Origin of the sequence: Amycolatopsis sp. NPDC051061, assembly GCF_040682935.1 — a bacterium.
Classification (GTDB): Bacteria; Actinomycetota; Actinomycetes; order Mycobacteriales; family Pseudonocardiaceae; genus Amycolatopsis.
The window spans coordinates 51,084-62,879 of sequence record NZ_JBFBBZ010000050.1; the positions used below are offsets into that span (position 1 = coordinate 51,084).

General features: G+C 71.4%; 11 protein-coding genes. 5 read left to right on the forward strand and 6 right to left on the reverse strand.

Annotation, left to right across the window (positions count from 1 at the left end; all coding sequences use genetic code 11):
* Positions 1-51: 51 nt before the first annotated feature.
* On the reverse strand, positions 52-1,788 hold the full coding sequence (locus AB0N03_RS42415) for an ABC transporter family substrate-binding protein (protein WP_364384976.1): 1,737 nt from the start codon (positions 1,786-1,788) through the stop codon (positions 52-54).
* A 385-nt stretch (positions 1,789-2,173) separates the two neighbouring features.
* Positions 2,174-4,099 carry a translational GTPase TypA gene (gene typA, locus AB0N03_RS42420; RefSeq protein ID WP_364384979.1) on the reverse strand — a complete coding sequence of 642 codons (1,926 nt, stop codon included), beginning with the start codon at positions 4,097-4,099 and terminating at the stop codon, positions 2,174-2,176.
* Positions 4,100-4,294: 195 nt separating this feature from the next.
* Here typA and AB0N03_RS42425 point away from each other — a divergent pair, with 195 nt between their 5' ends.
* The gene (locus tag AB0N03_RS42425) at positions 4,295-4,444 is read left to right on the forward strand and encodes a hypothetical protein (protein ID WP_360677664.1); all 150 of its coding nucleotides are present in this window, start codon (positions 4,295-4,297) and stop codon (positions 4,442-4,444) included.
* Here AB0N03_RS42425 and AB0N03_RS42430 read toward each other — a convergent pair.
* Complete coding sequence (locus AB0N03_RS42430; protein ID WP_364384982.1) at positions 4,441-4,740, reverse strand: YciI family protein; 300 nt, start codon at positions 4,738-4,740, stop codon at positions 4,441-4,443. The two genes, AB0N03_RS42425 and AB0N03_RS42430, sit on opposite strands and share 4 nt — an antisense overlap.
* 215 nt (positions 4,741-4,955) lie before the next feature.
* On the opposite strand from AB0N03_RS42430, the gene trpS reads away from it, so the two are divergent.
* Positions 4,956-5,921, forward strand: coding sequence for a tryptophan--tRNA ligase (trpS, locus tag AB0N03_RS42435; protein WP_364384985.1), 966 nt, complete (start codon positions 4,956-4,958; stop codon positions 5,919-5,921).
* Between the two features lie 22 nt (positions 5,922-5,943).
* Here the strand turns inward: trpS and AB0N03_RS42440 are convergent, their stop codons facing one another.
* The 3 genes from AB0N03_RS42440 to AB0N03_RS42450 all read right to left on the reverse strand — a co-directional run bounded on the left by AB0N03_RS42440 (position 5,944) and on the right by AB0N03_RS42450 (position 8,574).
* Complete coding sequence (locus tag AB0N03_RS42440) at positions 5,944-6,333, reverse strand: NUDIX domain-containing protein (protein ID WP_364384987.1); 390 nt, start codon at positions 6,331-6,333, stop codon at positions 5,944-5,946.
* 208 nt (positions 6,334-6,541) lie between these two features.
* The gene (locus AB0N03_RS42445) at positions 6,542-7,861 is read right to left on the reverse strand and encodes an ATP-binding protein (RefSeq protein WP_364384990.1); all 1,320 of its coding nucleotides are present in this window, start codon (positions 7,859-7,861) and stop codon (positions 6,542-6,544) included.
* Positions 7,858-8,574 carry a response regulator transcription factor gene (locus AB0N03_RS42450; RefSeq protein ID WP_360482047.1) on the reverse strand — a complete coding sequence of 239 codons (717 nt, stop codon included), beginning with the start codon at positions 8,572-8,574 and terminating at the stop codon, positions 7,858-7,860. The genes AB0N03_RS42445 and AB0N03_RS42450 overlap by 4 nt, the downstream gene beginning before the upstream one ends.
* A gap of 148 nt (positions 8,575-8,722) precedes the next feature.
* On the opposite strand from AB0N03_RS42450, the gene AB0N03_RS42455 reads away from it, so the two are divergent.
* Genes AB0N03_RS42455 through AB0N03_RS42465 form a run of 3 tightly spaced genes read left to right on the forward strand, consistent with a single transcriptional unit; the run spans position 8,723 to position 11,672 of the window.
* Positions 8,723-9,814, forward strand: coding sequence for an outer membrane lipoprotein carrier protein LolA (locus tag AB0N03_RS42455; protein ID WP_364384993.1), 1,092 nt, complete (start codon positions 8,723-8,725; stop codon positions 9,812-9,814).
* Positions 9,811-10,797 (forward strand): ABC transporter ATP-binding protein, encoded by a 987-nt coding sequence (locus tag AB0N03_RS42460; protein ID WP_364384996.1) that lies wholly within the window; start codon positions 9,811-9,813, stop codon positions 10,795-10,797. Before AB0N03_RS42455 ends, AB0N03_RS42460 begins: the two co-directional genes overlap by 4 nt.
* The gene (locus AB0N03_RS42465; protein ID WP_364384998.1) at positions 10,794-11,672 is read left to right on the forward strand and encodes an ABC transporter permease subunit; all 879 of its coding nucleotides are present in this window, start codon (positions 10,794-10,796) and stop codon (positions 11,670-11,672) included. The genes AB0N03_RS42460 and AB0N03_RS42465 overlap by 4 nt, the downstream gene beginning before the upstream one ends.
* Positions 11,673-11,796 lie beyond the last annotated feature (124 nt).

Below are 11,796 nucleotides of genomic sequence, written 5' to 3' on the forward strand. Positions count from 1 at the left end.
CGAAGGCGTGCGTCAAGATCACCCGGTAGTACTGAATGCGTAGCCGAGCGATTACTTCGGGCCGCGAGTCCAGTTCACGGCCGACCCGAACGGGCCCACCATCGGAGGACCTGGGGTTACGCCCGAGATGCCCGAACCGATCGCGAGGGTGTCAGCCAATTGGAACAGCGGAATCACCACGTTCTGGCGCCAAAGTTCAGGCTCCAGGGTGGTCAGCGCTTCGGCGATCGGGGTCGAGCCGGAGAGCGCCGCGTCGATCGACGGCTGCAGCGCCGCATCGCAGAACCCCGCCGAATTGCCCGGAACGACGGGTTTCGCCGGGTCCGTCCCCGACGCCGTCTGCTCGGGGCGGCAGCCGAAGGTCGACGCGAGCACCGACGCCGTGTCGCCGCCGACGGCCTGCGGCACGACCGCGATGTCGATGCCGACGTTGCCCGCGGAGTCGCCGGCCGGCTGCTGGACCCCGGCGGTGACCGGCATCGCGAGCAGGCCGCTGAACAGGTCGCGCGGCTGCGGCGTGATCGCGTTGACCTCGACGCCCTGCGCGGTGAGCTGGCTGGTGAGCTCCTTGGCGATCGTCGCGTACGGCTCCTGGGTGCCGGGCGAGGCGATGACCAGCGAAAGCGCCTTGCCGTTCTTGCGCCAGGTGCCCGCGGTCTTGGTGTAGCCGGCCGCCTTCAGCGACTCCTCGGCCTTGGCGACGTCGGGCGCCGTGGGCGGGCCGGGCGGGATGGTCGCGGCGTACCCCTTCACCGACGGCGCCGTCACCTGCGCGTCGGCGTGCAGCTGCGACGACGGGCCGCCGTTGACGCCTTCGGTGATCAGCTTGGACCGGTCGATCAGCGCGGCCACCCCGGCGCGGACCTGCGTGTCGTGGAGCGTCGCGCTGACCGGGCGCAGCAGCACGTCGGCGACCAGCGGGCGGGCCACGGTGTGCAGCTGCACGGCCGGGCCGAGCTCGCCGAGCAGCTTCAGCTCGTCGCCGGTGGTCCTGGCGAGGGCGAACTGGTCGTTGCCGCTGCGCAGCGCGGCCAGCAGCGTGTTCTGGTCCGAACGGCGCAGCACGATCCGGTCGATCGCCGCGGGCTTCTCCCAGTAGCGCTCGTTGCGCTCGAGGATCACCTCGCCGCGGGCGGTGTCCAGGCTCTTGATCGAGAACGGGCCGGCGATGGCCGGGAAGTTCGAGGCCAGGGCCCCGCGCCAGCCGTCGGGTGCGTCCTTGAGCAGGTGGGCGGGCAGCAGGTCCGAGAACAGCGTCTGCCAGCCGGGGTACGGCTTGGCGAAGGTGACCTCGACGCGCTTGCCGCCTTCGCGGGACTGCAGGTCGGTGATCTGCCGGTAGCCGGCCGGCCCGATGACGCCAGGCTGGTCGCGCATCTGGGTGCGCAGGTAGTCGAAGTCCTCGGCGGCGATGGGCGCGCCGTCGGACCAGGACGCGTCCGGCCGGATCTCGTAGGCGACCACGAACGGCTGCTGCGAGACGACCTCGGCGGACTTCATCAGGTTCTTGTCGAGCTGGGTGCTGCCGTCGTCCTTCTGGCGGAACACCGAGGGCAGCAGCAGCTGCGACAGCGCGGAGGTCACCTGCGAGGAGTCGGCGAGGTTGTGCGGGTTGTACCCGCCGAGCACGTCGTCGACCCCGACGACGATCTGCGACGGCGTCTTCCCGGTGGTCGACGCGGGCGGGACCGACGAGGACACCACCGGCGGTGGCGGGGTGTTCGAGCAGGAGGTGACCAGCACGGCCGCGAGCGCCAGTACCGGCACCGCCTTGCGATTCACCCGCACGCCCCCGTTCCTCCCAGAATCTCCCCGATCGGGTCAGCCATGCTCCCACGACCGCGTCCACGGCCGGAACCGGGATTCCCGTACCCGGATCGGCCGGGTCCGGCGCCCCGGGGTGCCGCTAGGGAAAAGGACGCGCGGAGGACCGTCCGGGTTCCCGGACCGTTCCGGAACGGCGGAACGAACACGCCCGGGACACGGGACGGGTTCCACCGGTGGTGAACACCAGGCGCCGAATCCGCGAATGCCCCTATAAAGATATAAGGAGAAGCACCGGCGAATTCGTGACGTCCCGTCGGTCGATTATCCACCCAGGGTGACCGGCAGGCAATGCAAAAACCTCCCGGCGCGATACGCCGGGAGGTTTTTACGCGATTTCGCGACCGATTCAGCCGTTGTCGCGGCTCTTCGCGCGCGAACGCTCCTTCGCGCGGGTGTTGACGTCCAACGTGACCTTGCGGACCCGGACGACCTCGGGTGCGACCTCGACGCACTCGTCGACCGAGCAGAACTCCAGCGCCTCTTCCAGGCCCATCTTGCGCGGGCGGGCCAGCGTCTCCATCACGTCGGCGGAGGACTGACGCATGTTGGTCAGCTTCTTCTCCTTGGTGATGTTGATGTCGAGGTCCTCGAAGCGCGGGTTCTCGCCCACGACCATGCCCGCGTACACGTCGGCGCCCGGCTCGACGAAGAAGGTGCCGCGGTCGGCCAGCTGGATCATCGCGTACGCGGTGACGGGGCCGGTGCGGTCGGCGACCAAGGAGCCGCTGTGGCGGGTGCGGATCTCGCCCGCCCACGGGAAGTAGCCCTCGAACACGTGGTTCGCGATGCCGGTGCCGCGGGTCTCGGTGAGGAAGTCGGTGCGGAAGCCGATCAGGCCGCGCGCCGGGAGGACGTAGTCGAGCTTGAGCCGGCCGGAGCCGTGCCCGCCCATGTGCTCCATGCGGCCCTTGCGCGAGGCGAGCAGCTGGGTGATCGAACCGAGGTGCTCCTCCGGCGAGTCGATCGACAGGCGCTCGAACGGCTCGTGCACCTTGCCGTCGATGATCCGGGTGACGACCTGCGGCTTGCCGACGGTCAGCTCGAAGCCCTCACGGCGCATCTGCTCGACGAGGATCGCCAGCGCCAGCTCGCCACGGCCCTGGACCTCCCAGGTGTCGGGGCGCTCGGTCGGCAGGACGCGGATCGAGACGTTGCCGATCAGCTCCTGGTCGAGGCGGGCCTTGACCAGCCGCGCGGTGACCTTGTCGCCGCCGTTGCGCCCGGCCAGCGGCGAGGTGTTGACACCGATGGTCATCGAGATGGCGGGCTCGTCGACGGTGATCCGGGGCAGCGCCACCGGCGTCTCGGAGTCGGCCAGGGTGTCGCCGATGGTGATCTCGGGGATACCGGCGATGGCGACGAGCTCACCGGCGCTGGCCTCGGTCGCCGGGACGCGGGTGAGCGCCTCGGTGACCAGCAGCTCGGAGATGCGGACGTTCTGCACCGTGCCGTCTTCGCGCATCCAGGCCACGGTCTGGCCCTTGCGGAGCTTGCCGGCGTGGATGCGGATCAGCGCGATGCGGCCGAGGAAGTTCGACGCGTCGAGGTTGGTGACCAGCGCCTGCAGCGGCGCGTCGAGGTCGGCGGCGGGCGGCGGCACGTGCCGGAGCAGGGTGTCGAACAGCGGGGCGAGGTCCTCGCTGTCGGGGATCTCACCGTCGGCGGGCTGCTCCAGGCTCGCCTTGCCGGCGCGCGCGGAGGCGTAGACGACCGGGAGGTCGAGGATCGCGTCGTGGTCGGCGTTCTCGATGTCACTGGCCAGCTCGAGCAGCAGGTCGTGGGTCTCCTCGACGACCTCGGCGATCCGGGCGTCCGGGCGGTCGGTCTTGTTGACCAGCAGGATCACCGGCAGGCCGGCTTCGAGGGTCTTGCGCAGCACGAACCGGGTCTGCGGGAGCGGACCCTCGGACGCGTCGACCAGCAGGACGACGCCGTCGACCATGGCCAGGCCGCGCTCGACCTCGCCGCCGAAGTCGGCGTGGCCGGGGGTGTCGATGACGTTGATGGTCACCGAGCCCTCGGGCGTCTGGCGGTGGATCGAGGTGTTCTTCGCGAGGATCGTGATGCCCTTTTCGCGCTCGAGCTCGCCCGAGTCCATCACCCGGTCCACGAGTTCGGCCCGCTCGGCGAAGGCGCCGGACTGGCGCAGCATCGCGTCGACGAGGGTCGTCTTGCCGTGGTCGACGTGGGCGACGATCGCGACGTTGCGCAGGTCGGGCCGGGTCTTACCGGTCGGCCGGCCGGCTTCGACGGTAGCGGTGACTGCGGGCACGCGAGAACTCCTGAACTTCAAGGGTTGGATGGCCGCGTAAGCCCGTCAGGCATCCCGTGACCGGCTCTGGTCACACGCGGACCTCACCCAGGATACCTGCCACCCCATTGTGAGCGGCCCCACGCCCCCACGTCGGTTAGCCTGACCTAACGTGGAAACCCGGTGAACGTCGCCGATTCCGGAAGGTGCGTGCGCGTGGGCAAGAAGCCGGCCGACCCGCGGAAGGTCGTGCGCAAGCTGATGAAGGCCGGCAAGGTCAAGAAGAAGTGCTGCCGGTCGAAGCCGCGCTGCAAGAAGTGCCCGGTGCTGGCCCTCAAGAAGGCGAAGCAGGACCTCGCCGCCTAGCGCGTCACCGCTTCGTTGAGCTGCCGCAGCTCCGGAGCGGTCTTCGTCGGCGAGAACTCGATCACCTCGTAGCGCGCGAGATGCTTCACCGAGAACGGGTCCGACGCCAGGATGGCGTCGAGCTTCCCGCGCGACATCGGGCGCGTGATGATCACGCCGCCAACGCGGGGGTTCCGCCGTCCGGACGCCAAGAAGTGGCCGTGCTCGTACTGCTTGTTCAGCCACTCGGCGTGGTCCGGGAGCGCGTAGTCGATTTCCTCGATCGGAGCCGTGTAGTTCAGCAGGACGACATACATGGTTAAGACGGTAGACCCGCGGGGCCGTCCGCGCGTCCGGACGATACCGAGTGGTGACTGACGTCGGCTATGCTCGCCGGATGCACGCGCAGACGTCCAGCTGGTGGCCGCCCTCGGCGGCCGTCTAGTCCTGCGCTGATCACCAGCGGCCGCCCCGGACGGGCGGCCTTTTTCATGCCTTCTCCGGGGTGGTCTCCCCTCGGAAGGAAGACACGATGAGCAAGCTGTCCGGCATCACGCCCTCCGGTCACGTCCACCTCGGCAACTACCTCGGCGCGGTGCGGCGCTGGGCTCGCGAGGGCGGCGCGGACGACCTGTACTTCGTCGCCGACCTGCACGGCATGACGACTCCGCACAACCCGGCGAAACTCCGATCCTTGGCGAGCGAGCAGCTCGCCGTGCTGATCGCCGCCGGGATCGACCCCGAGCGGGTGTTCGTCCAGTCCGACCTGGCCCGCGAGCTGGGCGCGCTGACCTGGGTCCTGGAGTGCACCTGCAACTACGGCGAGGCCGCACGGATGATCCAGTTCAAGGAGAAGTCCAAGGGCCAGGCCGGGGTGCGGCTCTCGCTGCTGACCTACCCGGCGCTGATGGCGGCGGACATCCTCCTGCAGGGCGCGGACGAAGTCCCGGTCGGCGAGGACCAGCGCCAGCACGTCGAGCTGACGCGCGCGCTGGCCAAGCGGTTCAACGGCACCTACGGCGACGTGTTCACCATCCCGCGAGCGGTGCTCCCGCCGGCGGGAGCGCGGGTGAAGGACCTCGCCGACCCGACGCGCAAGATGTCGAAGTCGACGCGGGACGCGGTGGGCGTGGTCTTCGCGCTCGACGAGCCCGACCAGATCCGCCGCAAAATCCGCCGCGCGGTCACCGACGGCGGGACGGTGCCGGTGCACAGTCCGGACACCCGCCCGGGGATGGCGAACCTGCTCGAGATCCTCGCCGCGTGCCGCGGTGGTTCCCCGGACGACCTGGCCGGGGAGTTCTCGTCGTACGGAGCGGTGAAGGACGCCGTCGCGGACGCCGTGATCGAGGAGCTGCGGCCCCTGCGTGAACGAGCGTTAACCCTGCTGGAAGACGCCGCCGAGCTGGAGAAGGTGCGCAAAGCGGGTGCCGAGCGCGCCCGGGAGCGCGGCACGCACCGGCTCGACGCGGCGCTGCGGATGATCGGCGCGGGCTGAAGAGCCGTGTCCCGCTCCCGGCTCAGCCGAGCAGGTCCCGGAAGGCCGGGAGCAGGATGCGGTCGGCGGGCAGCCAGTCGACGTCGTCGAGGTCGTCGGGCCCGAGCCACCGCACGGCCAGGTGCTCCACCGCGCGCGGCTCTTCACCGGGCGAAACGAGCTTCGCGGCGTAAATGCGGAGGACCTTCTCGCCGGGCAGCGGGACGTCGTCCCCGACGCGCGCCCCGACCTCGATGACGACATCGAGTTCCTCGCTGCACTCGCGCGCCAGGGCGAAGGCCTCGGACTCGCCTTCCTCGACCCGGCCGCCGGGCAGCTCCCACTGCCCCGCGTGCCCAGGGGGCCAGGCCCGCTGCTGGGCGAGCAGCTTGCCGTCCCGCACCAGGGCGGCGCCCACGATCACACCGTTCACAGCCCCGGAATCTACCCGGAAGCTCCGGGACTTCCGCGACCCCGCCGTGTCGACCCCCCAATCACGCGTGTCGACCCTCCAGGCACGCGAGATGCCTCCTCAGTCACGCGAGATGCCCTTCCAAGCACGCGAACCGACCCTCCAAGCACGCGAACCGACCCTCCAGGCACGCGAACCGACCGTCCAGGCACGCGTGTCGACCCTCCGGTCACGCTTCCCCACCGGAGGCCGCGCGCCAGACGACGACGAAGCGCGCCCCGCCGTCGGGCGACTCGCCCACCTGCACCCGCCCACCGCGCCGCCGGACCGTCTCCGCCACCATCGCCAGCCCCAGCCCCGTGCCACCGGACGAGCGCGCCCGGTCGTCCGCGATCCGGTAGAACCGGTCGAACACCTTCTCCCGGTGCTCGACCGCGATCCCCGGGCCGTCGTCGTCGACCACCACCCGCACCGACGAGCGCGAAGCCAGCACCGACACCACGATCTCGCCGCGCGCGTAGCGGCACGCGTTGCGCAGCAGGTTGTCCAGCACCAGCTCCACCTCGGCGTGCGCGGACGATGCCCAGGCCTGCGCGACCGCGTTGCTCACCCGCGTCTCCGGCGCCCCCGCCGGGAGCCGGGCCACCGCCGCCCGGACCTCGCTCACCAGCTCCACCGGCTCCGCGGGCGGCACCTCCCCCGCGTCCGACCGGGCCAGCGACAACAGCCCGTCCAGCAGCGACGAAAGCCGCTCGGCCTCCGTCAAGATGTCCGACAGCGTCTCCTGGGCCAGCTCCGGATCCGGATTCGTCACCGCGACCTCGGCCTGCACCCGGATGGACGCGACCGGCGACCGCAGCTCGTGCGCCGCGTCGCCGGTGAAGCGCCGGAGCCGGTCGCTGGCCTGCTCCTGCCGCTCCAGCAGCGCGTTGAACTCCTCCGCCAGCGCGCGCAGTTCGTCGTGCGAGTCCGGCAGCGCCAGCCGCGCCCCCGGCGGCAACGCCCGGACCGAACCCCGCATGCGCGCCACCGGCCGCAGTGACAGCCGCACCACCAGCCACGTCGCCAGGCCCGCCACCAGCGCCCCGACCGACGCGACGACCACCAGCCAGACGCCGCCGTAGTGCACCGCGGCGGAGAACCCGACCAGGCCCGCGCCGGCCACGACCAGCCGTTGTGAACCGTCGGGCGCGCTGACGACCGTGCCCAGGTACCGCGCGCCGTCGCGCTGGACCGGCTGCCCGGCCTTGAGCGTCGAGATGTCGTACAACGTAAGGCCGGCCGGGGTCCCGCCGTCGACCGGCGCGCCCGCGGTGTCCAGCACCCGCAGCGTCACCGGCGCCGCTCCGGACAGCGGCCGCCCGGCGCTCACCTCGGCACCTGCCGGGCCCAGGGCACCGGAAAGCTCACGGTCGACCGAATCGATGAGCAACGGCGACAGCTTCGCCGCCGCCAAAGCCGCCAGCCCGAGCAGGCAGCCCAGGGTGATCGTCGCGGCCAGCACGGTGATCCGGACCTGCAGGGACCGGCCCCGCCACCACGAGATCACGGGGTGATGACCTCGTCGAGCTGCGCGTCGGAGGCCAGGTAGCCGTGCCCGCGCACGGTCCGCAGCAACGCGCCGGCGCCGACCGCGTCCAACTTACGTCGTACGTATCCGACGTACACCTCGACGAGGTTGCGCGTCACGGCCTGCTCCTCGCCCCAGACCGCGCGCAGCAGCTCGTCCTTCGTGACGACCGTGCCGGCCCGGCCGACGAGCACCTCCAGCAGCGCGAACTCGCGCGGACTGAGCCCGACCTCCTCGCCGTTCCAGTGCACCTGCCGCAGCCCGCGGTCGACCGCCAGCGCGCCGAGCCGCAGCGTCCCCCGGCCGGCCTCCGGCCCGGCGCGGCGCAGGGTCGCGCGGACCTGCGCGACCAGCACCACGAAGGAGAACGGCTTGACGAGGTAGCCGTCGGCGCCGAGGTCGAGGCCGTCGGCCTGGTCGACCTCGCCGTCCTTGGCCGAGACGAGCAGCACCGGCGTCGTGACGCCGTCCTTGCGCAGCCGCTCCAGCACGCGGTAACCGGACAGTCCCGGCAGCATGATGTCGAGCAGGATGACGTCGAAGGACCCCGTGCTCGCCAGCTGCAGCCCGGTCGGGCCGTCCGCGGCGGTGACCACGTCCATGTCCTCCGCGCGCAGCCCGCGTTGCAGTGCCTTCCGCACGCCCGGTTCGTCGTCGACCACCAGCACCCGAGGTTTCACGAGGTTCATCATGGCCGGTTTGCGCAGGTCCCGTGGGATCTCTCAGCACGATCTCAGCCGGAGAGGGAGAACCTTCAGGGGTATCTCAGCCTCGAGAGGGAAGCGTCGGAGCCAGGGAGCCGGGCACACTCGAGCTCGGGAACACCACAGGGAGAGACGCATGAAACCGAAGACGAAGGGCATCACCGCCGCGGTCGTCGGCACCGCGCTCGGTGCGGGCGGGCTCGCGTTCGTCGCGATGCCGGCCAGCGCCGACGACAAGCCGGCGCTGCCGCAGGTGAGCGCCGAGGACCTGGTGCAGTCGGTCATGAAGGCCAAGCCGGGCGCGTTCGACGGCACGGTCAAGGTCAGCAACGACCTGGGGCTGCCGTCGGTGGGGAGCGCGCTGCCGGGGGCGTCGGCGCTGAACATCGACTCGGCGCACATCTTCAGCGACGGCGCGGGCAAGAGCCGCCTGGCCGCCACGCAGGGCGCCAGCCAGGAGACCGTGGTCCACGACGGCACGACCGTCTGGGACTACAGCTCCAAGACGAACACCGCGACGAAGGTGACCATCCCGGCCGACGTCGCCAAGCAGAAGGGCGCCGGCAGCGACAAGACGGCCGACCCGATCGCCGCGAGCACCGAGCTGCTGGCGAAGGTCCGCGAGAGCAGCACGGTGTCGGTCGACGGCACCGCGACGGTCGCCGATCGCCCGGCCTACGAGCTGGTCCTGACGCCGAAGCCGAGCGAGCGGACGCTGCTGCGCGAGATCCGGGTCGCGGTCGACTCGCAGACGCGGATGCCGCTGCGGGTGTCGGTGCTGAGCAACGGCACGTCGACGCCGGCGCTCGAGGTCGCGTTCAGCGAGATCGAGTTCACGCAGCAGCCGGCCGACCTCTTCACCTTCACCCCGCCGAAGGGCGCCAAGGTGCAGGAGAAGACGCCGGCGATCGACCAGCAGTCCAAGGACCTGGCCGAGCAGGCGAAGGACGACGTCAAGGTCGTCGGCGACGGCTGGGACACCGTCGTCACGGGCAAGGTCCCGGCGGACGCGCTGAACGCGGCGCCGAAGCAGCAGTCCGGTCGTGAAGGCCGCAACGCTGACCCGAAGGCGCTGCTCGAGCGCTTCGCCAAGAAGGTCAGCGGCGCGTGGGGCAGCGGCTACCTCGTCACCACGAAGGTGGGCACCGCGGTGCTGACCGACGACGGCCGGTTCGCGGCCGGCGCGGTGCCGGAGCAGGTCCTCTACGAAGCGCTGGGCCAGAAGTGACCAGCACGACCGTGGAGTCCGGGGCGGACGTTTCTTCGGAAGCGTCCGCCCCGGCGGTTCCCCTGGCCGCGCGCACGCGGGGGCTGCGCAAGGTCTACGGCAGCACCGTCGCGGTGGACCACGTCGACCTCGACATCCCGGAGGGCGCGGTCGTCGGGATGCTCGGGCCGAACGGCTCGGGCAAGACGACCACCATCCGGATGCTGCTCGGCCTGGTCCGGCCGACCGAGGGCGAGGTCGAGCTGCTCGGGCGCAAGATGCCCGACGCCGCCGCGCACGCGCTGCCGGACGTCGGCGCGCTGGTCGAGGGGCCCGGCTTCCACCCGTTCCTCTCCGGGCGCGACAACCTGCTGCGCTTCGCCGCGGCCGAGCCGCGGCTGGCGTCGTCCGGGATCCCGTCCGCGGTGGACTCGGCGCTGGAGCGCGTCGGGCTGACCGTCGCGGCACGCCGGCGCTACAAGGGGTACTCGCTCGGCATGAAGCAGCGGCTCGGGCTCGCTTCGGCGTTGCTCGTGCCGCGGAAGATGGTCGTGCTCGACGAGCCGACCAACGGCCTCGACCCTGCGGGTACCAGGGAGATCCGCAGGATCGTCGCCGAGCTGCACGCTTCCGGGGTCACCGTGCTGGTGTCGTCGCACCTGCTGGCCGAGGTGGAGGCGACGTGCACGCACGTCGCCGTGCTGCAGGCCGGCAACGTCGTCGCGCAGGGCGAGCTGACCGAGCTGCTGGAGTCCGGGAACGCGGCCCTGCTGGTCCGCACGCCGGATGCCGAGCAAGCCGTGGAGGTGCTGCGGGAGAACCGGATCGGCGCCCGGCTCACGCCGGACGGCGTCCGCGCGGACCTGACGGCCGCCGAGGCGCCGCGGGTGCTGCAGGTCCTGGTGGGCGCGGGGGTCGCGGTCCACGAGGCGACGCGGGCCCGCACCGGGCTGGAAGACCTGTTCGCGCGGCTGACGGAGTCCACTGTGGAGGGATCGGAATGACGGCCGTACTCGACGCGCCGGCGGCCCGCACCGGCCACGACACGGTGCCGCTGCCCCGCCTGCTGGCCGCGGAGCTGCGCTGGATCTTCCGGCGGCCGCGCACTTTGGCCGTGCTCGGGCTCCTGGCGCTGATCCCGGTGATCATCGGCGTCGGCCTGACGCTGGTCGACGACAACCCGTCCGGTGGCGGCGGCCCGGACGACGGCGGCGGTGCGCTGCTGGCGTCCGCGGTCAACAACGCGTTCGTGCTCCCGATCGCGGCGGTCGTGATGTCGCTGGCGCTGTTGCTGCCGCTGGCCTCGGCCATGGCGGGCGCGGACGCGATCGCCGGCGAGACGGCGCACGGCACCCTGCGCGGCTGGCTGATCGCCCCGGTCGGCCGGGGCCGGCTGCTGGCGGTCAAGGCGTTCGGCGTCGCGACCGTGTCGGTGGTTTCGGTGCTGGCGATGTGCGTCACCGGCGTGGTGACCGGGCTGATCATCAACGGCTCCGACTCGCTGTTCACGCTGTCGGGCACGACGCTGTCCCTGGGCGGCGCACTCGCCCGGATCCTGCTGATGGCGGGCTGGGTGGTGCTCCAGCTGTGGGCGGTCGGCGCGGTGGCGCTGGCGATCTCCAGCTGGACCGAGCACCCGATGCTGGTAGTGGCGTCGGTCCTGGCGGCCGACATCGTCTTCACGATCCTCGGGTTCCTGACGTCGCTGGACTGGCTGCACCCGTTCCTGCTGACGCAGAACTGGTCGGTGGCCCCGGCGGAGGTGCTGCAGGACCCGATGGGCACGCAGATGCTGGGTGAAGGGGCTTTGCGGGCGGCTTGTTACATCGTGATCGGCCTGTCGCTGGCCTACGCCCGCCTCTCCACCCGCGACGGCTAAAGCTGTCGTGAGTGTTTTGGGGGGGTGGGGACCCCCGGGAAACAAAACAACCGCGCCCCCCCGCCAACCCCCGGGGGGGGGGTTGGAAGCCCCCCCCCGGCCCCCCCCGCCCAAAAAAATGCCC

Bases quoted from the DNA above. Each gene is read 5' to 3' on its own strand.
- AB0N03_RS42455 (WP_364384993.1), top strand. From the start codon at position 8,723: ATGAAACCGAAGACGAAGGGCATCACCGCCGCGGTCGTCGGCACCGCG.
- AB0N03_RS42450 (WP_360482047.1), bottom strand. From the start codon at position 8,574: ATGATGAACCTCGTGAAACCTCGGGTGCTGGTGGTCGACGACGAACCG.
- AB0N03_RS42465 (WP_364384998.1), top strand. From the start codon at position 10,794: ATGACGGCCGTACTCGACGCGCCGGCGGCCCGCACCGGCCACGACACG.
- AB0N03_RS42430 (WP_364384982.1), bottom strand. From the start codon at position 4,740: ATGTATGTCGTCCTGCTGAACTACACGGCTCCGATCGAGGAAATCGAC.
- trpS (WP_364384985.1), top strand. From the start codon at position 4,956: ATGAGCAAGCTGTCCGGCATCACGCCCTCCGGTCACGTCCACCTCGGC.